28 protein-coding genes and 1 other RNA gene are annotated in these 23,713 nt (G+C 43.5%); all 29 read left to right on the forward strand.

Annotated features, from left to right (window positions below; all coding sequences use genetic code 11):
* The 29 genes from JBF11_RS04450 (at position 1) to hpf (ending at position 23,699) form a co-directional block, all read left to right on the forward strand.
* Positions 1-1,455 (forward strand): cobyrinic acid a,c-diamide synthase CobB, encoded by a 1,455-nt coding sequence (locus tag JBF11_RS04450; RefSeq protein ID WP_334316172.1) that lies wholly within the window; start codon positions 1-3, stop codon positions 1,453-1,455.
* A complete protein-coding gene (locus JBF11_RS04455; protein ID WP_334316173.1) occupies positions 1,452-1,712 on the forward strand; it encodes an AtpZ/AtpI family protein in 261 nt (86 codons plus the stop codon). Before JBF11_RS04450 ends, JBF11_RS04455 begins: the two co-directional genes overlap by 4 nt.
* Positions 1,713-2,135, forward strand: coding sequence for an ATP synthase subunit I (locus JBF11_RS10125; RefSeq protein ID WP_417168628.1), 423 nt, complete (start codon positions 1,713-1,715; stop codon positions 2,133-2,135).
* A 10-nt stretch (positions 2,136-2,145) separates the two neighbouring features.
* Complete coding sequence (gene atpB, locus JBF11_RS04460) at positions 2,146-2,868, forward strand: F0F1 ATP synthase subunit A (RefSeq protein ID WP_334316174.1); 723 nt, start codon at positions 2,146-2,148, stop codon at positions 2,866-2,868.
* A gap of 73 nt (positions 2,869-2,941) precedes the next feature.
* The gene (gene atpE / locus JBF11_RS04465) at positions 2,942-3,262 is read left to right on the forward strand and encodes an ATP synthase F0 subunit C (RefSeq protein WP_334316175.1); all 321 of its coding nucleotides are present in this window, start codon (positions 2,942-2,944) and stop codon (positions 3,260-3,262) included.
* A 61-nt stretch (positions 3,263-3,323) separates the two neighbouring features.
* On the forward strand, positions 3,324-3,956 hold the full coding sequence (locus tag JBF11_RS04470; protein ID WP_334316176.1) for a redox-sensing transcriptional repressor Rex: 633 nt from the start codon (positions 3,324-3,326) through the stop codon (positions 3,954-3,956).
* A 24-nt stretch (positions 3,957-3,980) separates the two neighbouring features.
* Positions 3,981-4,757, forward strand: coding sequence for an adenosylcobinamide-GDP ribazoletransferase (locus JBF11_RS04475; protein WP_334316177.1), 777 nt, complete (start codon positions 3,981-3,983; stop codon positions 4,755-4,757).
* Positions 4,758-4,834: 77 nt separating this feature from the next.
* Positions 4,835-5,065: a cell division protein ZapB gene (zapB, locus tag JBF11_RS04480; RefSeq protein ID WP_334316178.1), complete on the forward strand. Its 231-nt coding sequence runs from the start codon at positions 4,835-4,837 to the stop codon at positions 5,063-5,065.
* 9 nt (positions 5,066-5,074) lie between these two features.
* A complete protein-coding gene (gene zapA, locus JBF11_RS04485) occupies positions 5,075-5,356 on the forward strand; it encodes a cell division protein ZapA (protein WP_334316179.1) in 282 nt (93 codons plus the stop codon).
* A gap of 14 nt (positions 5,357-5,370) precedes the next feature.
* Positions 5,371-5,549, forward strand: a non-coding RNA gene (gene ssrS / locus JBF11_RS04490) — 6S RNA.
* Positions 5,550-5,652: 103 nt separating this feature from the next.
* Positions 5,653-7,215: a ribonuclease Y gene (rny, locus tag JBF11_RS04495; RefSeq protein WP_334316180.1), complete on the forward strand. Its 1,563-nt coding sequence runs from the start codon at positions 5,653-5,655 to the stop codon at positions 7,213-7,215.
* 63 nt (positions 7,216-7,278) lie between these two features.
* Entirely contained in the window at positions 7,279-7,665 is a 387-nt protein-coding gene (gene hisI, locus JBF11_RS04500) for a phosphoribosyl-AMP cyclohydrolase (protein WP_334316181.1), read from the forward strand.
* Positions 7,666-7,674: 9 nt separating this feature from the next.
* Entirely contained in the window at positions 7,675-8,571 is an 897-nt protein-coding gene (gene hisG / locus JBF11_RS04505; protein ID WP_334316182.1) for an ATP phosphoribosyltransferase, read from the forward strand.
* A 144-nt stretch (positions 8,572-8,715) separates the two neighbouring features.
* Entirely contained in the window at positions 8,716-9,765 is a 1,050-nt protein-coding gene (locus tag JBF11_RS04510; RefSeq protein ID WP_334316183.1) for a PhoH family protein, read from the forward strand.
* Positions 9,755-12,058 (forward strand): HD family phosphohydrolase, encoded by a 2,304-nt coding sequence (locus tag JBF11_RS04515; protein WP_334316184.1) that lies wholly within the window; start codon positions 9,755-9,757, stop codon positions 12,056-12,058. Before JBF11_RS04510 ends, JBF11_RS04515 begins: the two co-directional genes overlap by 11 nt.
* Before the next feature lie 12 nt (positions 12,059-12,070).
* Entirely contained in the window at positions 12,071-12,586 is a 516-nt protein-coding gene (gene ybeY / locus JBF11_RS04520) for an rRNA maturation RNase YbeY (RefSeq protein ID WP_334316312.1), read from the forward strand.
* Positions 12,579-13,502: a GTPase Era gene (gene era, locus JBF11_RS04525; RefSeq protein ID WP_334316185.1), complete on the forward strand. Its 924-nt coding sequence runs from the start codon at positions 12,579-12,581 to the stop codon at positions 13,500-13,502. The genes ybeY and era overlap by 8 nt, the downstream gene beginning before the upstream one ends.
* A gap of 17 nt (positions 13,503-13,519) precedes the next feature.
* A complete protein-coding gene (locus JBF11_RS04530; RefSeq protein WP_334316186.1) occupies positions 13,520-14,206 on the forward strand; it encodes a YggS family pyridoxal phosphate-dependent enzyme in 687 nt (228 codons plus the stop codon).
* Positions 14,207-14,259: 53 nt separating this feature from the next.
* Complete coding sequence (locus JBF11_RS04535) at positions 14,260-14,826, forward strand: flagellar basal body-associated FliL family protein (RefSeq protein WP_334316187.1); 567 nt, start codon at positions 14,260-14,262, stop codon at positions 14,824-14,826.
* A gap of 11 nt (positions 14,827-14,837) precedes the next feature.
* Positions 14,838-15,380, forward strand: coding sequence for a flagellar motor switch protein FliN (gene fliN / locus JBF11_RS04540; RefSeq protein ID WP_334316188.1), 543 nt, complete (start codon positions 14,838-14,840; stop codon positions 15,378-15,380).
* A 56-nt stretch (positions 15,381-15,436) separates the two neighbouring features.
* The gene (locus JBF11_RS04545) at positions 15,437-16,006 is read left to right on the forward strand and encodes a FliO/MopB family protein (RefSeq protein ID WP_334316189.1); all 570 of its coding nucleotides are present in this window, start codon (positions 15,437-15,439) and stop codon (positions 16,004-16,006) included.
* Positions 15,945-16,718, forward strand: coding sequence for a flagellar type III secretion system pore protein FliP (gene fliP, locus JBF11_RS04550; RefSeq protein ID WP_417168629.1), 774 nt, complete (start codon positions 15,945-15,947; stop codon positions 16,716-16,718). The genes JBF11_RS04545 and fliP overlap by 62 nt, the downstream gene beginning before the upstream one ends.
* A gap of 9 nt (positions 16,719-16,727) precedes the next feature.
* The gene (fliQ, locus tag JBF11_RS04555; RefSeq protein ID WP_334316190.1) at positions 16,728-16,997 is read left to right on the forward strand and encodes a flagellar biosynthesis protein FliQ; all 270 of its coding nucleotides are present in this window, start codon (positions 16,728-16,730) and stop codon (positions 16,995-16,997) included.
* Between the two features lie 9 nt (positions 16,998-17,006).
* Positions 17,007-18,944 carry a selenocysteine-specific translation elongation factor gene (selB, locus tag JBF11_RS04560; protein ID WP_334316191.1) on the forward strand — a complete coding sequence of 646 codons (1,938 nt, stop codon included), beginning with the start codon at positions 17,007-17,009 and terminating at the stop codon, positions 18,942-18,944.
* Positions 18,941-19,456, forward strand: coding sequence for an exonuclease domain-containing protein (locus JBF11_RS04565; protein ID WP_334316192.1), 516 nt, complete (start codon positions 18,941-18,943; stop codon positions 19,454-19,456). Before selB ends, JBF11_RS04565 begins: the two co-directional genes overlap by 4 nt.
* Before the next feature lie 6 nt (positions 19,457-19,462).
* The gene (locus JBF11_RS04570; protein WP_334316193.1) at positions 19,463-20,275 is read left to right on the forward strand and encodes a histidinol-phosphatase; all 813 of its coding nucleotides are present in this window, start codon (positions 19,463-19,465) and stop codon (positions 20,273-20,275) included.
* Position 20,276: 1 nt separating this feature from the next.
* Entirely contained in the window at positions 20,277-21,770 is a 1,494-nt protein-coding gene (locus tag JBF11_RS04575) for an ATP-binding cassette domain-containing protein (RefSeq protein WP_334316194.1), read from the forward strand.
* A gap of 129 nt (positions 21,771-21,899) precedes the next feature.
* A complete protein-coding gene (locus JBF11_RS04580) occupies positions 21,900-23,006 on the forward strand; it encodes an NAD(P)H-dependent flavin oxidoreductase (RefSeq protein ID WP_334316195.1) in 1,107 nt (368 codons plus the stop codon).
* Positions 23,007-23,165: 159 nt separating this feature from the next.
* A complete protein-coding gene (gene hpf, locus JBF11_RS04585; protein WP_334316196.1) occupies positions 23,166-23,699 on the forward strand; it encodes a ribosome hibernation-promoting factor, HPF/YfiA family in 534 nt (177 codons plus the stop codon).
* The last annotated feature ends 14 nt before the right edge of the window (positions 23,700-23,713 follow it).

The following is a 23,713-nucleotide window of genomic DNA, read 5'->3' on the forward strand; positions in this document are numbered from 1 at the left end:
ATGCAAAAAATACTTATTTCAGGTCTTAGCGGCGGAAGCGGAAAAACCATTGTCAGCCTTGGTTTGTCAAGATTTTTCACCAATAACGGCTACACAGTCTGCCCCTTCAAAAAAGGCCCCGACTATATTGACGCGGCATGGCTTATGCAGGCTTCCCGCAAACCATGCTATTGCCTTGACTCTTTCTTTTTAGATGATGAGGCATTGGCACGGCATTTTTATGCGACATGTCAGAATGCTCCCCAAAAAAGCATAGCCCTCATCGAAGGAAACCGCGGTCTTTACGACGGCAAAGACTATTTGGGCTCTTGCTCCACGGCATATCTTGCCCATACCCTCGACTGCCCCGTGCTTTTAACCGTAAATTGCGCAAAAATCACCCGCACAACGGCGGCGCTCGTCTTAGGCATACGAAATTTCGACCCTGAGCTCAGGCTTGCCGGCGTCATTCTGAACAATATCGCCTCTGCGCGGCACCAAACAATCATCCGGCAATCCATTGAGGAATATACGGATATTCCTGTGCTCGGCGCTATTCCCCGCCTAAAGGACAACCCTATTCCTGAGCGGCATTTAGGCTTGAGCCTCAATAAAAACGACGATAAGCAAAGCATGCTCGATTCCTTGGCTGAACTTATCGCCGACAATACGGACACACAAAAAATTCTGGCAGCCACAGGCGATATGCCCCGACTTCCCGATCCGCCCCTTGAAATAACACGAAAAATGCAGTCTAGCCCTCTTAATATCGCGTATCTGTACGATGACGCTTTTTGGTTTTATTACCAAGAAAATTTTGACGAGCTCAAAAAATTGGGAGCGAACCTCGTCCCGCTTTCCCTATTGTCGGAACAAAGCTTTGCGGAACAGCTGCAAGCCCGCAAGCTCACCGCAAAGGATATTGACGGACTGTACATCGGAGGAGGCTACCCCGAATTGTATGCCAAAGAAATCAGCCGCTCTCCGAAACTTCCGCAAATAAAGGAATGGATTGAACAGAATATGCCCGTATATGCCGAATGCGGAGGCTTTATGCTTCTTGCCAAACAGCTTCATTTTCCTGAAGAAAAAAAATACGAAAGCTATCCCATGATCGGCGTTTTCGATATTGAAACAAAATTTTTCGATAAGCCGCAAGGGCTCGGATATGCGGAAATAAAAACAATTCGGGAAAACCCCTATCACCCGCTGGGAAGCATTTGGAAAGGGCATGAATTTCATTTTTCAACAGCGGTAAACGCCAAACCGGACCAAGAATTTCTCTTTGAACTGAAAAAAGGACGCGGCATGACGCAGAAGGAAATGCAAAACAATAATCTTGCGTTTGACGGACTTATCTATAAAAACTGTTTTGCATCCTATACCCACATTTTTGCTCCCGCTGTTCCGCATTTTTCCAAAAACTTTATCGAAACAGCCCGTCAATACCGCAAAAATCAAAAGGAAAACGCATGAATACAAAAAAAAATGAAAACGGCAACCCTCTTTTCGGCATGCTCGGAACAGCCTCGACCATGGGTCTGCACATGGTGTCAGGTCCGCTCGTGGGAGGAGGGCTTGGCTATCTGTGCGACACGTATCTGTTCGATTCCTATCCGATCGGATTGAGCATAGGAGTTGTTCTGGGGATTTTCGCAGGGTTCAGAAATGTTTATATTGATGCGAAATACCTCCAAAAAAAGCAAGAAGAACTTGATAACAACGGAGAATAAATGAAAATATTTTCATCCGCTCAAAACTATATAAAAAAAAATATCACAAGTCCCGCCATTCAAAGAATTATTTTTTTCGACATGCTCCTGTTAGGACTGCTTTTTCTTGCCGCCCTATGCACAATTGCAAAAAGCACATTTTTTCTCTGGATTTTTTTAGGAGGAATTTTATCTTTTTGGAATTTTTTTTTCATGGCAATTTTTATGCAAAAATATTTTAATTCCAAACTGTTAGGAACAAGCACAGACAAACTTTTACCCTTCGGGCAGATTTTAACCTCAAATTTAAGGCTTTTCTTAACCGGATTTTTATTATATATATTTTTAAAGCATTGGAATGCCGACCCTGTCGCTTTATGCATAGGACTTTCCGTTCCAATGTCGACGATACCTATCTTATTGATATGCAATAACAAAATTTGAGAGGACATTTATGGCAGCTCAAGGTTTAGCACATCCGCTTCTGTTATCTTCCGTTATGAACATGGATACGATGAACATCGGCGGAACTGAAGTCCAAACCACCTATGTGTTTTTCACATGGTGCGGAATGATTTTCCTTCTTTTGCTCGGTTTATTTGTTAAATCAAGGATTTCCCTCATTCCGGGAAAGACCCAATCGCTTTTTGAAGCCATCATCGGAGGACTGGAAAATTTCATCGTGGACTCCCTTGGCGAAAAAGGACGTCGTTATGTTCCTCTTTTAATTGGAATTTTTCTTTATATTTTCAGCATGAACATGCTCGGGCTTGTTCCCGGTTTCGACGCTCCGACGGCAAACCTCAATACGACGGTTTCCGTGGCGTTATTTGTTTTCATTTATTACAACTACCTCGGCATCAAAACATGGGGCTTCCATTATATCGGACATTTCACAGGTCCCAGCAAAGCCCTTATGCCCCTGATGTTTCCTATTGAAATTATTTCCCATTTGGCACGCCCTCTTTCCATGTCCCTGCGTCTGTTCGGCAATATCTTCGGCGAAGAAATGACGCTGCTTATTTTCTTCAGCTTCGGCGCAAGCATTTATATCGGCGCCCTGCTTGGCACTGTGCCTTTATATTTCCTTTTCCTTTTGGGAAAAACCTTGCAGGCATTCATTTTATTCGTTCTTTCTTTGATTTATATCAAGGGTGCGATTGAACACGCCCATTAATAACAGCGGAACCATTAAAATAGTGGGGAATGGTCAACTGACCAAAACAATATAACAAATAAAGGATTTAGAAATGCGTAAAACACTTCTTACCGCACTTAACACTCTTATGATGCTCTCTTTCGCAACTGTCGCTTTTGCAGCTGAAGGAGATGCTTTCTCCACCGGTTTCGGTCTTATCGCCATAGGCACAGCTCTCGGCATCGGGCTTGCAGCAGCAGGCTGCAGTATCGGTCAAGGTCTTGCAGTGAAATCTGCTTGTGAAGGTATTGCCCGCAATCCTGAAGCAAGCGGCAAAATCTCTCAATCCCTTATCTTAGGTCTTGCATTTATCGAATCTCTTTGTATTTATGCTCTTTTGATAGACCTTATCTTACTCTTCGTAAAAATGTAATACTGTACAGTACAAAAGGACTTGTTCCTTTTGTACTTAACTTTTAGCCCTTTTTTCCACCATGCAAAAATACGATCATATTCCCAGAGCGACTATCCAAAGACTTGCAACCTATATGCAGGTTTTGGAAACAATGAAAAAAGACAATATCAAAATTACTTCCTCCGAACCGCTTGCAACAGCTTGTGATGTCAATGCTTCCCAAGTCCGTAAGGATTTAGCGTATTTTGGTGAGTTTGGAGTGCGTGGGGTGGGCTATTATGTTGATTATCTTTTGGATGCGATTAAAGACTGCCTTCATGCCAACAGAGAATGGCGCACAGCCCTTATCGGCGTTGGAAACTTAGGTCGTGCTTTATTGAACCACCAAGAATTTAACCGCCGCGGCATCAGAATTGTCGGAGCTTTTGACTGCGACCCTTTTAAAATCGGCGAAGTCGCTTACGGATTGGAAATTTTTTGCTCCAAGCGCTTGCAGGAAAAAGTCCCCGAACTGGGTATCGAGCTTGGGATTATCACAACTCCGCCGGAACGCGCTCAAAGAGCCGCCGACCAGCTCATTGAAGCGGGAGTGAAAGGTATTTTGAATTTCAGCTCGGCGCGCATTGTGACTCCGAACCACGTATATATTGAATATGTGGACTTTTTCCATCAAATTTATTCATTGACGTTCAATATTTCAACCAAAAACTAAATATTGCTTTTTTTGCAATCAGTTATGAAACAATATTTTCATGCTGCCTTTTCTTTTTTAACCATTCTGGTGAAAGGCAAAGAATATTCTCATGCGGCCATGCAAAAAAGCATATATTGCTATCCGTTTGTCGGAGCCGTTCTTTTTTTTCTTTCCGCCTGTTTTTCATTGTTATTTCAAATAATTTTAAATAATTATCTTCTTTCCGCTCTTGTTTTTCTCTTCTGCGGCTGCCTGCTTATCCGAGGTCTTCACCATGACGGACTGGCGGATGTTGCCGACGCTTTTGGAAGCGGCAAAAGAGGAGAAGAGTTCAGAAAAATACTGAAAGACAGCAGAATAGGTTCTTTCGGAGCGCTTGCGCTTATTTTCTATTTCCTCTTCGGAATGACGCTCATAAGCCGAATTTTGGAAATAAATATCACTCAAAAAAGTTATTGGTCCTTTATGGAAGAAATGATTTTTGTCGGTTTTTGGAGCAGATTGGGCTTATTGACACTCCCCTTTTGTTCACAAATTTACGAACCTCAAAACCAAGAATTTTCCCTTTCAAAAATACTTTTTGAAAATTTCAATAAAAGCTCCGTACCGGCATGGTATTTTTTTATTTTCATTTTTTCAGTCCTTTGCTTTAATGCCTCATTAATCATCATCTGCACAACGATTTCTTTTCTCTTTTCCCTGCCGTTATACCGCTTGGCTCAAAAAGAAAAAGGCTATAACGGCGACTTCTTGGGAACAAATTGCCTCTTATGGGAATTGGCGGGATTTCTTTCTGTCCTGCTTTTTCATTCATTATAAAATGTTTTCTTTGGAAAATTTGGGAAATTTCACTTCCAAGGCTTGCTTTTTATTCTTCGCTATGATAAAAAAAATTTATGGAACTTTTAGAACTTTTAGAAAAACGTGTAGATGCATTACTTGCGGAAATTGAAAGATTAAGAACAGAAAACTCGGTTTTGCAAGAGCAGCTTTCCTCTTATGAACAAAAATTGGAAGAAAGTTCTCAATATATTGGTACGCTCAAGAGCGAACAGCAAAACGTACAACTTGTGAAAGAACGTCTTGAAGTATTAATGCAAAAAATTGAAACTGTTTTAACCGAATAAACAATTTTTATGCAAGAATATAATCTCAATGCTTTTGACCTGGTGAACGTATCGTTCAAAACCGAAGCAAGCGGCGAACGGGTTCAAAAAGCCCATGAATACGCGCAAAGCCTTTATGAAGAACTAAAAGTACATGGCGGTAATCTCACTCGTGACAGATTATTGGCAATTTTGCTCTTAGGTATTACTGATGATTTATTGCAGCAAAAAGACAAGGCTAAGAACCTGAATACTTTCCTTATTTCTTTGCTGAAAAAAATAGATGATTGTATTCCTGATAATCCGCAATAGGATTATTTGAAATATATCCCCTGAGGTGTACGTGTTGCAATTCAATGGTGCCGGCCGTACAAGCGATTTTAGGGAGTTGATAGACAAAATGGTGTGCATGCCTTGCCGCAAGGAAGCCTGAAGTTTTGCTGATATTCCCACCCTGGCAAGCCAGGTCACGTGCCCTTATTGGTCACGGCATCTTGGGGTTTCACATTAAATCTTCCCTTATCTGTTAAATACCCTTGCAATACGCCAGCAATCAAGCATTACCGCTTGATTTTATTTTTTAAAGGCTTTTTTATAAAGAGGAAAAAATGTATATAATCTCATTATCCGTCAGTATTATTCTCACTGCCATTGTCGGTATCGTTGCCGGCTGTTTCATACAAAACAGGGTGACAGCCAAACGCTTGGGCGACGCCAAAGATTTGGCGACACGCATTATTAACGAAGCGAGAAAAGAAGCGTCAGCGCAAAAAAAGGAATTATTGGTTCAATGCCAAGATGAAATTTTGCAGCAAAAAAAGGCGATGGAAATTGAATACCGCGAACAGGAACGTGAAATAAAAAACCGTGAACGCAAAGTCCAAGACCTTACGGAAAGGCTTGACGAAAAAATCGAACGCGTAACCAAAAAAGAAGACGAAATCATCGCCTTTGAGAAAGAACAGGCAGCCAAAGAACGGCAACTGGCAGAAAAAGAAGCGGAACTGCAAAACCTCATGGACGAGCAGGAACGCAAACTCCAAGAAGTTTGCGGACTGACTGTTGAAGAAGCCAAAGCCCGCTTATTCCAGGAAATTGAAGCAAGAACCCGCCATGAAGCTGCCCATATCGTCCGTGTCATTGAAACGGAAGCCAAGGAAAATGCGGACAGAAAAGCGAAAGAAATCATTGCAGGGGCGATACAGCGCTATGCGGGCGACTACGTCGGCGAACAAACGGTCACGGCGGTTCCGCTCCCAAGCGAAGATATGAAAGGTCGTATCATCGGTCGTGAAGGCAGAAACATCCGCGCTATCGAAGCCGCTACCGGCGTCGACCTCATTATTGACGACACGCCGGAAACAGTCATTTTATCCGCATACAGCCCGATGCGCCGCCAAGTAGCCCGCATGGCGCTTGAAAGACTTATCCAAGACGGCAGAATACACCCTGCGCGCATTGAAGATATTGTCTTAAAATGTGAAGAAGAACTTGATATCCAAGTCCGCGAAGTCGGCGAACAGGCGACCTTTGACGCCGGCGTGCACGGTATTCATGCGGAAATCGTCCGCTTGCTCGGACAATTGAAATACAGAACAAGCTTCACCCAAAACGTTTTGCAGCACTCTTTGGAAGTTTCCGCGCTTTGCGGCATGATGGCAGCGGAACTCGGCATGGACGTGAAAAAAGCGAAACGCGCAGGTCTGCTCCATGACATAGGCAAAGCGGTCGACCATGAAGTCGAAGGGTCCCACGCGTTGATCGGGGCTGATATCGCCAAAAAATACGGTGAAAGCAAAGAAATCATCCACGCCATCGCGGCCCACCATGAAGACCAGCATCCGGAAACCGCCCTTGCTGTTCTTGTGCAGGCAGCAGACTCCTTGTCCGCCGCCCGTCCGGGAGCAAGAAAAGAATTGATGGAAAGCTATGTCAAACGTCTTGAAGAACTTGAAGGAATCGCCACCGGTTTTGACGGTGTTTCCAAAGCATATGCCATTCAAGCCGGACGCGAACTCCGCGTTATGGTTAATTCCGACAACATCGATGACGACAGGGCATATTTGCTTTGCAAAGATATTGTTGCTAAAATTGAAGAAACATTGACTTACCCAGGACAAATCCGCGTTACCGTGATCAGGGAGCGCCGGGCAGTTTCTTTTGCACGCTAATCCCTTTGCCTCATGCCAACAGAACAGTCATGCAACAGTCGCGGAACAAGGTAGAAAATTGTCATGAAAATCCCATTTGAACCCAATTTTAAAAAAGGCGGCGGACTTATCACTGCCGTAGTGCAGGATATTCATTCCAATGAAGTTATCATGCTTGCTTACATGAATGAAGAGGCCTACCAGAAAACATTGGAAACAGGGGAAGCCCACTATTACAGCAGAAGCAAACAAAGGCTCTGGCATAAAGGGGAAACTTCCGGACATATCCAAAAAATACATTCCATCCGTCTGGACTGCGACAGCGACGCTCTGCTTCTGAAAGTGGAGCAAATCGGCGACATAGCTTGCCATGAGGGATATCATTCCTGCTTTTTCAGGGAATTGAAAAACGGTATCGTATCTTACTGTTTCAAACAATTGAAACACCCAACATTAATATACAAAAAGTAAGAGGAAACTATGCCTAATCAGCTTAAACTTGGTCTTCCCAAAGGTTCGCTCGAAGATCCCACCATTTCCCTTTTTGACCGCGCAGGCTGGAAAATCCGCAAACATATCCGAAATTACTTTCCTGATATTGATGACCCGGAAATAACCGCCCGCCTTTGCCGGGTTCAAGAAATCCCCCATTACATCCAAGACGGTATTCTTGACCTTGCCTTGACCGGAAAAGACTGGATAGAGGAAATGGGAATCGACATGAAAAGTGAAAATTCTCCCGTCATCCATATTGCCGACCTTGTTTATTCAAAAGTTTCCAACAGACCCGCCCGTTGGGTTTTAGCCGTCGCAGGCGATTCTCCCTATCAAAAACCGGAAGATTTGAAAGGCAAACGCATTTCGACAGAACTCAAAGGCGTAACGCAGAAATACTTTGAGCGCCTCGGTATTCCCGTGCAAATTAATTATTCATGGGGAGCGACAGAAGCAAAAGTCGTGGAAGGCTTGGCGGACGCTATCGTTGAAGTCACAGAAACGGAAACGACCATAAAAGCGCATAATCTGCGTGTCATCGACGAAGTTTTTGTTACGAACACCGTTCTCATTGCAAACCGGGCGGCTTACGAAAACCCTGTTAAACGCAAAAAAATAGAACAAATCAATCTCCTTTTGCAGGGCGCATTAAAAGCGGAGTCGCTCGTAGGGATAAAAATGAACGCTCCCGCGGCAAAACTCGATGCAATTCTCGCCCTTTTGCCTGCGCTTAATTCCCCCACGGTCGCAAGCTTGAAAGATTGCGAATGGCTTTCTTTGGAAACGGTTGTGGACAAGAATTTAGTAAGGGATTTAATCCCGAAACTTCGGGAAAAAGGCGCTGAAGGCATACTTGAATACGCCCTCAATAAAGTTATTTGAACAAGCCCCTTTCGGGGCTTTTCTTTACCCATTCTGAAAAAAATATCAGTATAACATGCTGCATTAACAATCTTTTAAAATGCTTTACTCAAACCGCGTTTTGGCATAGAGTACATTTCTGAAATTATTGATAACCTATTTGAAATGAACAATAAAACAGCCTTCACAACAACGCTCACTTTTGACGATCCGAGTTTGGCTCAACAGCTCTTTGGTCCGCTGGAACTTTATTTAAAAGAACTCAGCCGATATTCCGGAGCTTCTTTCAGCACACGCGGAACAGAACTTTTCATTTCGGCAAATTCCGCAAAAGAACAGGAGCAATTGGCGCTTCTTTTTGCAAAAAGCTATGAAACCCTGCAAAAGGGAAAAGAATTGGATGCCCATTCCCTTATTGATGCTTACACACAATTAAAAGCAAACGCCGAAGAAGAACTTTTTCCGCAGTCAAATACCCTTGTCACACCCCGCAAAACAATAACGGCACGCAATAATTCACAAAAGATATTTTTGGATTTGATCCGCGAAAAAGAAATGATTTTCGCAACAGGCCCGGCGGGAACCGGCAAAAGTTATTTGGCTGTCGCAGCCGCTGTTTCAATGCTCCAAGCCAAGCGGGTAAAAAAGATTATTTTAACGCGCCCGGCAGTGGAAGCAGGAGAAAAACTCGGCTTTTTGCCCGGAGATATGGAAGAAAAAATCAATCCCTATTTACGCCCGTTATACGATGCGTTAGGCGATATGCTCGGTACAGCCCAGCTGATTGCCAAGCAGGAAAGCGGACAAATCGAAGTCGCCCCTCTTGCGTTCATGCGGGGCAGAACCCTCAACGAGGCATTTCTTATTCTTGATGAGGCGCAAAACACCACCCGTGAACAAATGAAAATGTTTTTAACCCGTTTGGGATACGGCTCGCGGGCGATTATCACAGGCGACCTTACACAGATAGATTTACCTCCCATCCATGTGAGCCAATTGCAGGAGGGAGAAAAAAAAGGCGAAACAAGATCTGGTCTTATCCATGCATTGAAATTATTGAAACATATCCCGGAAATCGGATTTATCCATTTTAAAAAAAGCGATGTCGTACGTCACCCCCTTGTGGGACAAATTGTCGATGCATATGACATTTTCGATACCAAAATGAAAAATGAAGACCTTTCCGACAACAGCATGAAAAATAATGAAAGCTAACCAATTAAATTTAAAACAACTGTACATCCATATCAAAGGCATGCTTTTATACCATGACCATGGTTACGGCATGCTTTCTTTGCTCGGCACAGCCCTTTTACTGGCTTTTTTTATCGGTATTCCTCACAATGACAGCCCTGTCCTTTTTGTCGCGGGAGAAATTGCCGATGAAACCGTCGTTGCAAAACGGGATTTTCTTGTCGAAGATGAAGAGGGAACCAAAAACCGCCGGGATAAAATCCGAGCCATCCAGCCCCTTGTTTTTGACTATAACCGTGAAGTCGCCACCCATGTGAGAGAAGCAATTCTCAATTTGCTGCACGCTATCAATACCTTTTCCATCCATAACGATATAAACGGATTGGAAAAAATTCAAAAACAATTCAATTCAACTTATGATACGAATGTCAGTTTGGAAGAATTCAAATCGCTTGCCGCCGCAAAACCTCAAGACTTCGCCTTTGACACGCTTCTTCCATGGATTGATTCCAGACTGTCCGATGGCATTTTGGCTGACAGCAGAATTTTATACAATACTCCCAATTCAATTCTAATCCGTGACACCCAAACCCTTGCGGAACGCTTACGCTCCACAAGCACCGGACTTATCGACTTGTCTTCCCTCACCGTCGCCATGGGCAATCAAATCAGAGCGAATTTAGAAATTTCTGAAAATTCCAAACAGGCATTTTTAAAAATTTTCCCTCATTTTCTTGCCCCGACCCTTTCTTTAAATCAAAAAGAAACCAATGATAAGACCCAAGCCGTCCTAGATTCCATCAAACCCATTTATTTTCAAATTCACAAAGGCGAAGTCATTGTGCGCAAGGGCGATATCGTCACCCGTGAAGCACAGTTGAAAATGCAGGCAATTTTTAACAACACAAGCACCAATTTCAATTTTTATAAGACAGCCGGAACATTTTTACTCAGCCTGATTTTAATGCTCGGACTTTTTATGACCCCCTCCGGACAAAAAGGCCGTATTCTCCACTCAAAAGACCAATTGTTCATTGCCGTGATTTTAATCTTGGTCGGAATGGGAGCAGGAAGTCTTGTCCTTTTCGGGCAGTCGTTTTCTTCGGAACTTTCCCTCAGCCTGCTTGCGTATTTCTTTCCGATTTCGGGTATTGCGGGGCTTGCCGTGCTTATTTTCGCCGCCCGCCGCTACTGCGTCATCGGATTTTTGGTATCTTTCTATACCTGCCTTCTTTTCCAAGGTGACATTTCCTTATTTTTATTCTATTTTGTCAGTTCCATGATCAATACTTGGCTGATTTTACGCTCACAGTCACGCCAAGACGTTGTCTGGAGCGTTATCCCGCTTTTCACCGCCTTGCTGATCACCGGTTTTTCTTCCGCACTCATCATGGGATTATCCCCTACCAAATACCTTACGCTCATTTATCTGCTTGCGGCGAATGCAATCTTATCCATTGTCATTCTCTTTGCCCTCAGTCCGATTTTGGAAATGATGTTCGGTTACACCACACGGTTCCGGCTCATGGAACTTATGAACCTTGACCACCCTCTTCTGCAAAAACTCATGATGGAAACCCCCGGAACATACCACCACTGCCTGGTTGTTTCCAACCTCGTGGAAGCAGGGGCGAAAGCCATAGGGGCGAACAGCTTATTGGCGAAAGTCGGAGCATTGTACCATGATATCGGAAAACTCGGACATCCGCACTATTTCAGTGAAAATCAGTTCGACGGTGTCAATCCCCATGACAAGCTTTCTCCCCGCATGAGCTGTCTGATTATTTTTTCCCATGTGAAATTCGGCATCGAACTTGCCGAACTGCATAAGCTCGGCAAAGAAATTACGGACATGATTTGCCAGCACCACGGAACAAGAATGCCCATGTATTTTTACCACAAGGCGGTCAAAGCCGGAGAAAACCCGAAAGAAGCGGACTTCCGCTATTCAGGTCCGCGCCCGCAAACCAAAGAAGCCGCAATCCTCATGATGGCTGACACCTTGGAAGCCGCAATCCGCTCCATGCCGGACCCAAGTTCCGCAAGAATAAGCAGCTCCGTTGAAACGCTGGTAAAAAACATCTATGCGGAGGGACAGCTTGACGAAGCGGATCTGACGTTTAAAGACTTAACAAAGCTCATTGATGGATTTACACGGACGCTTATCGCATTAAACCACCAAAGAATCAGTTATCCGACCATAAAAATCAACGATCCCAATACGAAAGAAGAACAAAAAAATTCAGAAAACAAATCTGAAACTAAAACGGAAAGCAAACCGGAAAACAGAGAAGAAAAACAAAAAATCCAATAAATACGCCGCATGATGAAAAACAAGTATGACATAAGAATTGACAGCCTCCCCCCCTATCCCAAAAAACTGTGGGAAGAAATACTTGTTCTTTTTCTCGGTCTTTTAGAAACGCATAAAAATTTTTCTTTTAAAAACTGTACATTAACCTTGCTAGTTGTCAAAGATAACGATATGATTTCTTACAACAAAGAGCAAATGAATGCTTATGGACCTACCAATATTCTGAGCTTTCCGGAAAACGACAGCAAAACGGTATTCATCGGCAAAGCGCAATCCGCCATTATGAAAAACCGCAGCAGTTTGGGAACTCTCATTTTAAGCATTGACACGCTTTTGCGTGAAGCATATTTGTACGGACAAAATCCCCAGACCCATGCGGTACGGCTTCTCGCCCATGGGCTCGCCCATTTGCTGGGATACGACCACGGAAAAGAAATGTGGGAATTGACAGATTTTTTAGAAGATAATTTTTCACGGCAAGAATATTCACACACCATCACCCCTTTTTGGAGTTTTACACATGGCTAAATCACATCGCTGCGGCTGGGTTGTCCTCATGGGACCGCCAAATGCCGGAAAATCAACACTCACCAATGCTCTTATCGGGCAGAAAGTAAGTATTGTCACCAGCAAACCGCAAACAACAAGAAACCGCATTATCGGTATTTGCTCCGAAGACAACGCCCAAGTGATTTTCATGGATACGCCGGGACTGCACCATGATAAAAATCAAATGCGCGGACCTCTTGGAAAACAGATGATTCAGGCGACATGGCAAAGCTTGTCCACCGCCAATGCGATTATGATGGTGCTTGATTCCGATTTATACATCCGAAAACCGGAATTTTTGGAGCGTGATATAGCTTCTTTCAAAATGGCGTTCGCACAAGAGGAACGCCCTGTTTTCATCATCGTCAACAAAGTGGATTTATTCGCCGATAAGGCGAAAATGCTGCCCCTTTTGGAAAAATTGCATGAGGATTTGCCAAAAGCAACGCTCTATCCTTTGTCCGCAGCACAAAAAGACGGCATAGCGGAACTCAAAAAAATGCTTATCGACGCAATGCCGGAAGGTGAGCCCCAATTTCCGAAAGACCAACTTTCAACCGCACCGACCCGTTTTTTGTGTGCGGAAATCATCCGCGAAAAGGTTTTCGACCATTTGCGCCAAGAAGTCCCCTACACGACTGCCGTCGATATTGAACACTGGGAAGAAATTCCTGAAAAAAATCAAACCATTATCAATGCGGTCATTTATGTTGCGCGCTCTTCCCACAAAGCCATGGTCATAGGACGTGCAGGAACGACCATTAAAGAGATCGGAACGCTCGCCCGCAAAGACATTCAGGAGCTTATCGGGGGCAAAGTCCATTTGGAGCTTTGGGTGAAAGTCAAAGAAAACTGGCTTGAAGAAATTAATTTATATACTGAAGAAATGCTTTAAAAACAGAGAGAAACACCATGAGCGAACTTGCGGAACGGTATTTTAAAGTTAAGGAACGCGTACATGAAGCCTGCAAAAAAGCAGGACGGAAGGAAGAAGAAGTCACCCTTGTCGCCGTTTCAAAATTCCACCCCATTGAGGCGATTATGGAAGTTGCGGAACTTGGACAAAAAGAATTCGGTGAAAATTATATCCAGGAAGCGCTGGAAAAAATTGCTCTGCGTCCGGATTTAAAATGGCATGCCATAGGTCCGGTACAAAGCAAAAAAACAAAAGAAATCATTGGCAAATTCAGCCTTATCGAAAGTTTGGCTTCCGATTCCTTATTGAAAGAACTTGAAAAACGAACACAAAACAGCAACCAGCGCCAAGATGTTCTGTTGCAGGTGAACATCGGACGGGAAGGACAAAAATCAGGACTGCTTGCTGAAGAAGTTCTTCCTTTTGCTCAAAAAGTTCTTCAAATTCCCGCTTTAAAACTCTGCGGGCTCATGTGTTTGCCTCCTTTGGACGACAATCCGGAACACACACGCCCTTATTTCATTCAATTAAGAGAATTAAAAGAAAAAATCGAAAAAGAACTGAATATGACACTGCCCCATTTGTCTATGGGCATGAGTGCGGATTTTCCCGTCGCCATTGAAGAAGGAGCGACAATCATCCGTGTTGGTACGGACATTTTCGGTCCCCGCAAACAATATTAAACATATTGCCTTTTTACAAATTTTCTGTATAGTTACGGCACTGGAGAATGAATATGGCAAATGAACCGACAAATCAAGAACAACCCAAGAAAAAAAGCAAATTGAAACTCATCATTATTCTTCTTATCCTGCTCCTGCTCATTTTAGGCGGCGTAGCCACGTATTGGTGGTTAAATCTCCGTGTGCCGGAACCTGTGAACACGGAAATCCCGCAGCAGACCCAAACAGCAGAAGCTCCGGCTGAAAAACCCAAAGAAGAAAATTCCCTTGTGGAAAACGTGAAAAATCTCCGTGAACAAATCGCTCCTACGAAAACTTTATTAAATATCGTCACCATCCCTACTGTAACGATAAATTTAGCCGATAAAGACAGTATACGGTACTTAAAAGTCGGTTTTGACATAGAGCTGAGCACAAAAGATGCCGCCGAAGCTCTTGAGGAACAAAAAGCACGCATACGCGATTCCATCATTATTTTGCTTTCAAGCAAAACCTATTCTGAACTTTCCACGACAGAAGGCAAGTTGAAAGTGAAAAATGAAATTTCAACACGCCTTAACCAAATTTTAGGTGTTCCTCGTGTTGTTCAAATTTATTTTAATGAATTTGTCATTAACTAAAGGATAAAATTATGAGCCAAGAAGAAATGTCTGAAGACGAAAGACTGGCGGCGGAATGGGCAGCCAGTCTGGAAGCGGAAGCGGAAAACAATAAAGAACTTGATGAGGAAAATTTTGGTGAAAACGCCCCTGCCGATGATGACGCAAAATTAGCGGAAGAATGGGCGGCTGCCTTAGCTACCGACGAACAGGAACAGTCAAAGAAAAAAAACAGACAGCTTGCGGCGGAAGTTTCAGAACCTTCATATAAAAACTTGACCGATGTCGCAAAAATCACTCCCCAAGACAATCAAAAGAGGGAACTTGACTTCATTCTTGACATTCCTCTTGATGTTTCCGCAGAACTTGGCAAAACAAGACTTCTGATTAAAGACTTGCTCCAATTAGGACAAGGTTCCGTTATTGAATTGAACAAATTAGCCGGCGAACCCTTGGAAATTTTCGTTAACGGCAAACTTGTCGCCCGCGGCGAAGCTGTTGTCGTCAACGAAAAATTCGGCGTCCGCCTTACCGATATCATCAGTCCAATCGAACGAATAACACAGCTAAGCTAAAATTTTTTATGAAAGAGATACTTGTTATCTCTTTTTTTTTAGGTTAAAAAAACACCATGAAATCAATAAGCATATTTTTCCTTTCCTTTTGCCTCATTTTCACAATCAGTCTTTTCGCACAAGACTCTTTCGCCGCCCCCGATCCTGTTCAAAATGACGTAGCAAGAGAAGAACAAAGCAAAGACACGAATACTGCCCAAGAACAAAAAACTCCCTTGAACCAAGTCCAAAAGCAGGAAGTTTTTGCAGCATCAAAAGAAATGCCGAGCACACCAAGCGCAACAAACACTCCAAGCACAACATGGGGAAATTATTTTCAAGGGCTTGGCATAATGCTTTTGCTTTTGTTCGTCTTTTGGTATATCCTCAAATTAATGCGAAAATACGGCAACGGAAGATTTTTACCCAATCAAAAACTCCTTCCCCGCGACAGCATGTACCTTGAGGGACAAATCCCTTTGGGACCGGGAAAAAGTGTTGTTATTGTCAAAGTTCTTGATGAAAGGCTCATACTTGGCGTTACGGAAAAAAATATTAATTTGCTTTCAAAAACAGGAATAAACCATGCTGAAACATTTGAAGAACTTATGCGGCAAACTGCCCATAAAGACAATACTGACGCTTAGTTTCGTTCTTCTTCCTTTTCAAGCCCTTGCGGAAGTTCCCACGTTCACCATGACCCTCGCAGGCGGTGAAGTCGAACCTTCCGCCGTGGCATTAAGTTTGGAAATCTTATTTCTTTTCACCATTCTTTCCCTTGCCCCCGCCATTGCCATGACAGTGACAAGTTTCACCCGGATCATCATTGTTTTCCACTTCCTGCGCCAAGCCATGGGCATACAGCAAATTCCCCCCACGCAAATTTTGGCGAGTTTGGCTATTTTCATGTCCGTCGTGATCATGTATCCGGTGGGGAAAGATATCAATGACAACGCCTTGCAGCCTTATCTGCAGGAAATGATCGGTTTTGATGAAGCCTTGCAGCGGGCGGAAATCCCCCTCAGGAATTTCATGTTTAAACACACGCGGGAAAAAGATTTGTCCCTTTTTTATTCTATCGCTCAAATGGACGCCCCCCAAAACAAGGATGAAGTACCGACTATCATGCTTGCGGCAGCCTACGTGATCAGCGAATTGAAAACAGCGTTCAGCATCGGTTTTTTAATCTATATTCCGTTCCTCATTGTCGATATGGTCGTATCCAGCACCCTGCTCGCCATGGGTATGATGATGCTTCCGCCCATGATGGTTTCCATGCCTTTTAAACTTCTCCTCTTCGTTATTGTGGACGGCTGGAACTTGATCATCGGTTCACTTGTAAACAGTTTTTTATTCTGAGGTAGTGTTATGAGTCCAGAATTTGTTATCGGTTTTATGCGGAGCGCCATAGAACTTACCCTCAGCCTCGCTCTGCCCATGCTGTTAGCCGGGCTTTCTGTCGGAATTATAGTCAGCATCATTCAAGCGGCAACGCAAATCCAAGAACAGACCCTTACGTTTATTCCCAAGCTTTGTGTGATATTCGGCATGCTTATTTATTCCTTTCCTTGGATATTGGAAAGAATTTCTTCTTTTACCACCAATATTTTGATAAATATTCCGCAATATGTCCGGTAGCAGGCTCTTATGGCAATAATAATGGGAACCGCCGGGCATATCGACCATGGAAAAACAACGCTTATCCAAGCACTGACCGGCATTCAATGCGACAGATTGACGGAAGAAAAAAAAAGAGGAATTACCATTGAATTAGGTTTTGCCTTTTTTGATTTGCCGGAAAAAAACGGGCAAAAGCTCCGCATGGGCATTATCGATGTTCCGGGACATGAAAAATTCATCAAAAATATGGTGGCAGGCGCCTATGGCATTGATTTCGTCCTTCTCGTCATAGCTGCGGATGAAGGGGTTATGCCTCAAACACGGGAGCATTTGGAAATTTGTTCCCTGTTGGGTATCCAAAACGGAATCATCGCGCTTACCAAAAAAGACATGGTTGACCATGAAATGCTTGAGCTTGCAAAAGAGGATATTCAGGAGTTCGTCAAAGGCTCTTTTTTGGAACATGCCCCGATTTTTCCTGTTTCCTCCCATACGGGCGAAGGCTTGGAAGAACTCAAGCAGGCTATTATCGAAAAAAATCATACTATACGCCCCAAACGCAGGAATAATATTTTTCGTTTGCCCGTCGACAGGGTTTTCAGCCTGAAAGGTCATGGAACGCTCGTCACCGGCACGCTTCTTTCCGGTTCCGCCCGCGTTGGCGATGAAGTTTGCATTATGCCCCGAAACATACCCAGCAAAATCCGCTCTGTCCAAAGCCACGGACAAAACTTGGAAAAAGCCCTTGCCGGAAACAGAACGTCCGTCAATTTAGCCAATATTGAAGTCAGTGACATCGAGCGGGGCAACACCGTCACCTATCCTCAAACCCTTTTCCCTTCTGCCCGCTGGCTTGTAAAACTTCATTGCCTTTCCGCTTCGCCAAAGCCGATCCGCAACAGGACGGAAATCCATTTCCACCACGGCACAAAAGAAGTCATGGCAAAACTCTACTTAAAAGATAAAAACAAACTGGAGCCGAACGAAACATGCCTTTGCGAAGTTAAATTTTCCGAACCGATGTGCGGCGTTTTCGGGGACAAATGCATTTTACGGAATTTTTCTCCTTTGCAAACCATCGCAGGAGCTTCCATCATCAATCCCTTACCCCATTTTCCAAAACTCAGGGAAATACCCGACCCGGAAAATCTCCTGAGCTTGGAACAGGATTTTCTTGATGAAAACACACGGAACAACGCCCTGTATGAACAGCTCAAATGCGGCAATAAAACGGGAATTTCCCTCAGGCGGTTAACCCTGCTGTGCAATCTTGACGAGAAAGACCTTGATAAGGCTTTGCAGCAATTAACAGCCCAAAAACGCTGTATTTCCTATGACAAGGAAAATAAAACCTATCTGGCTGCCCCTTATGCCCTTGAGCATGAACAAGCCATGCTTGAAATACTCCAAAAATACCATCAAAACGAACCATTGAAACAATATATGCCGAAAGCCTCTTTGCTTTCGCATTTTGAACAGCCCAAATTAGCCCATTATGTTTTGGAAACATTAATCAAACAAAAGCGAATCGCCGTTTTTGAAGACGGGGTATGCTTGGCAGAACACAATATTGCATTAAAAAGCCATGAACATACGCTCAAAACAAACCTTTATGATGAATTTATGCAAAATCCGCAAAATCCTCCCCTCTTGAAGGAACTCATAGAGAAATATTCCGTTCCCCAAAAAGAACTTCTTGATGTGCTCGCTTTGCTCATCCAGGAACATAAGCTTATAAAAATCACGGAGGGCATGTATTTTCTCAGTACGGAACTTGCGGAAATAAAAAATAATATCCTGCAATTTTTCAAAAACAACCAAGATATGAGCCCCGGTGACTTCAAGGAACTTTCCAAAGGGCTTACCCGAAAATATGCCATTCCGGTGCTTGAATATTTTGATAAGGAACGCATGACCATCCGTGTCGGCGATGTGAGAAGATTGCGGAATACGGGTCTGATATGATATATACCGCCATTGACTTTGAAACCGCCGACAACGGTAAAGACAGCGCCTGCGCCGTAGGTTTGGTTAAAATGCAGGACACCTGCATCATTGACAGCTTTTACCGGCTTATCCGCCCTCCGCGTTCCTGGATAAAATATGCTTATTTTCACGGAATCACATGGGATATGCTTAAAAATCAGCCGAATTTTGCCGAGCAATGGCATGATATTGAAGCGTTTTTAAAAGGCACGGAAGCTTTCATTGCCCATAATGCCCAATTCGACAAAGGTGTTTTGTACGGTACGGCAAACGCCTATGCCATCCGTCCCCCGGAAATTCCTTTTTATTGTACACTTAAAGGTTCCAGAAAATTTTTGCAGCTGCAAAAAAACAGTTTGGATTGTGTTTGCAGCGCCTTGCAAATAAATCTGCAGCATCACCATGCACTTTCAGACGCCGCGGCATGCGCTGAAATTTTCATTCATTTTCATAAACAAGGATTTCCGATAAATTCTTGCCTCTTACAGTGAGTTTTTATGCTTATCGATTTACACACACACACTTGTTACGGACACGGCAGCAATACTGTTTTTGAAATGTTCCAGGCGGGACGAAGAGCGGGCTTGGACGTACACGGTTTCAGCGAACATTCCCCGCGTCCTTCAGGGTACGATTACACCAATGAATACCGTGAACATTTAAACAAGCATTTTCAGGATTATCTTGATGAAGTCGAAAAAATAAAACAAGAACGGAAAGAAAACAAGATATTGCTGGCTTTGGAACTCGACTGGCTGGAAGACGAACCGGATTTCATGCAGGAATGCATGGAAAGGCATTCTTTTGATTATGTCATCGCAGGCATTCATTTTATCAAAAAATGGGGATTTGACGACCAAGCTTCCCATTGGGTAAACTTGTCCAAGCAAGAAAAACACGCCTATTATGCCGCCTATTACAAGACCATGATAAAAATGGCGGAAAGCAAACTGTTTCATATCGTGGCGCACCCCGACCTGATTAAGATTTTCAGCCGGGAAACCTTTGCGGAATGGATAAAAAACAACAAAAGCCTTGCGGAAGACGCGCTTCTTGCCTGTAAAGAAAACAAACTCTGCATGGAAATTTCTTCAGCCGGCTTACGCAAACCTTGCCAGGAAATTTACCCTTGCAGAACACTTATGGAAATAGCAAAAGATATTGATATTCCAATCACGTTCGCCTCCGACGGGCATTGCGTCAACACAATTGCCAAAAATATCGGCATGCTGCATGAGTACGCCAAAGAATACGGCTTTACGGAACAAAATTATTTTGAAAACAACACTCAAATCACAGTAGCGCTCTGATATGCCCAAACTCATTGAAATACAAGATTTAAGTTTTACTTATCACACTGAAAACAAAGAAGAAATCACTGCCCTTGACCATATCGGTTTTACCTTAAACCAAGGGGAACATGTCGCAATTATCGGTGAAAACGGTGCAGGAAAATCCACGTTCCTGCAAATAATGCGCGGAGAAATTTATCCAAGTCCCAAAAACGGCGGAAAAATTTATTGGTATGAAAACGGCAAGGCAAGCGATTCTCCCCTTTCGGCTCGTGAAATATGCGCTATCATTTCCCCCAAGGAGCAAGATTATTATGCCCGGCAGGACTGGAAAGTGAATTGCCTTGAAATTGTCTTGGCAGCCTGCAGCAACGATTATATCCTCTATCGGGAACCTGACACGGAAGAAATACTGCAAGCAGTTGAAATTGCAAAACAATTAGGTGCAGAATATTTACTTTACACGCCTATCAACAAACTTTCCCAAGGGCAGCTCCGCATTATGCTCATAGCAAGAGCGCTTATGAAAAAAAGCCCCGTGATTTTGCTTGATGAACCTCTGAACGGTTTAGACGGGGAAACGCAAAAACTTTTCTGGAACACCTTGGAAAAACTTGCCGCAAGCAAATTGGCGCATAAGCCCACCATTGTCTTGACAACCCACCTTTTTCCATTGCCTCCCTATATCAAGCGCTGTTATGAGATGAAACAAGGCAGACTCACCGCCATTGATAACGACAATCCCAGCGAGCTTATGAAAATCGCCGAACAATATCAGCCTATTCCTTTGCGGCACATTGAGAAGAACCAAGATCAGGCAATGGAAATCATCCTTGAAAACGCAAGCATTTATTTGGAACATGCCGAAATTGTCAAACATGTCAACTGGCATATCAAACCCAAAGAACAATGGACGCTCATCGGGCATAACGGTTCGGGAAAATCCACATTGCTCAACGGTATTTTAGGATTTTTGCCCATCGCCCACGGCGGAACGATTACCCGGAATTGGTATCAAAATATCCAATCTCCCCCGGTTCCCCTGACCATTTTGGATGAAATCAAGAAAAAAATCCGCTTTGTTTCCGATTCCCTGCAAATCCATTATACGTTCAACGATACTGTGTTCAATATCATTTTTGCGGGATTTGACGGAAATATCGGCGTATACCGGGAAAAAACGAGCGAAGAAGAACAAAAAATCCAAGAACTGATCTATCAGCTCAATCTCGGGCATTTAACCAACCGCCCCTTCCGTTCCCTGTCTACCGGACAAGCCCGCAAAGTGCTTCTCGCCCGCGCAATTATCGGCGACCCTGCCCTTTTGCTCCTTGATGAACCTTTTTCCGGGCTCGACCCCAGAAACAAGCAGGAAATCAAAGAATTTTTAGAATACAAAATCGCTGAAACTTCTTTGCAAAGCATATTGGTCAGCCACCTTGAAAGCGATTATTTATCGTGCTCCACACATTTCGGAACACTTTTCAAAGGCGAATTTTCCCTTATAGAATAATTACTCAAAAATATAAATTCATTTGAAGAAAATTATTTTCCTTAGATAATTCTTGATTATCTTATGATAATTCATTATCATGCAGTTGCCTTAGACAATTTTGATTAACTAATAACAAAAGGAAATACTATGTCTTTTCCAAGTCTTACCATCGGCGACCTTGTTGCTAAATTACCCATTGTGCAAGGTGGCATGGGAGTTGGCATTTCTCTTTCCGGGCTTGCTTCCGCTGTTGCAAACCAAGGAGGCATAGGCGTTATCGCAGGTGCTATGATCGGCATGCGTGAACCTGATATTGTCAAAAACCCTGTTGAAGCGAATGTGCGCGCATTAAAAAATGAAATTGAAAAAGCCCGCGCCCTCAGCCCGAACGGAATTTTAGGCGTAAACATCATGGTTGCCCTGACCACTTTCAAAGAAATGGTGAAAGCTTCCATTGAGAGCCGTGCGAATATTATCTTTTCCGGAGCAGGCCTGCCCATGGACCTGCCTAAAATCCTTTTGGCGACCTGTGAAGAAAAAAAAGAAGAATTTAAAACCAAACTCGTCCCCATTATTTCCTCCGCCCGCGCAGCTTCCGTCATCGCCAAGAAATGGGAATCAAAAACCGGACTTCTTCCCGACGCTTTCGTTGTCGAAGGTCCGAAAGCCGGCGGACATTTGGGGTATAAATATGAAGAGATAACGGACCCCAACCACAGCCTCGAACATATTGTTCCCGAAGTCGTTGAAACGGTAAAAGCCTTGGAAGACAAAAAAGGACAGGCAATTCCGGTTATTGCCGGCGGCGGGATTTACTCCGGCGAAGACATTGCGAATATCATGGCGCTTGGCGCTTCCGGCGTACAAATGGGCACACGTTTTGTTGCAACCAACGAATGCGATGCGGATATAAAATTCAAAGAAGCCTTTGTGAACGCAAAAGAGGAAGACATCACCATTATCAACAGTCCCGTGGGTATGCCCGGCAGAGCGTTGTTCAACAGTTTCATCGAGGCTGTCCGTGACGGAAAGAAACGTCCTGTTTCCTGCGCATTCCACTGCGTAAGCACCTGTACGCAGGAGAAGACCCCTTATTGCATCGCTGCCGCCCTTATTGCGGCGATGCGCGGCAATTTGGAAAAAGGCTTTGCATTTTGCGGAACGAATGTGAACAAAATAAAATCCATTGTTTCCGTAAAAGAACTTATGGAATCCCTGCAAGCGGAATACGATAACTTCAAGGCGAAGTTCTAACCGCGCATAAAATACAATAACATTCAGAAAAGCTTGTTAAAAATAACAAGCTTTTTTATTTTATATTTTCTTATCGACAAAATAAAAAATACTCGTTATAATCTATTTAAAATCAGAAAGGCAGCTTTCTGAAATTCACTCCATTACAGGAGGTAAGCTATGAATATAGACTTTACTTTCAAAAACTTCGAGCCCTCCGAACATCTTAAAAAATACGCGCGCCGCCGTTTTGAAAAAATCACCCGCTTTCTGGGAAAATCGCCCGCACTGCAAATGCAGGTAATCTTAAGTGTGGACAAATTCCACCACAAAGCCGAAATTTCCCTTACAGGCGAAGGACTCAACATTAATGCCGCCGAATCATCAAAAGATATGTATGCGACTATTGATATGATCAGCGACAAGATCAGTTCGCAAGTCCGCCGTTCTTCAGAAAAATTGCACAGCCGCCAAAAAAGCCGCGATGTCAATGTCGATATTTACAGCTATGACATTCTTGAAGAAGACGGTATCCAAGTTGTCAACGGCAAAGAAAACTTCGCTCCGAAGCCTTTGCACATGGACGAAGCGATTATGCAGCTCCAGCAAAGCGACAACGAAGTTTTAGTCTTCATCAATGCCGACCTTGAACGCATAAATGTCATTTACCGTAAAAATAACGGAGATTTCGGCATAATCGACCCTATTGTCTGATATTCCGAACAAAC

The organism is Taurinivorans muris, assembly GCF_025232395.1.
Taxonomy (GTDB): Bacteria; Desulfobacterota; Desulfovibrionia; order Desulfovibrionales; family Desulfovibrionaceae; genus Taurinivorans; species Taurinivorans muris.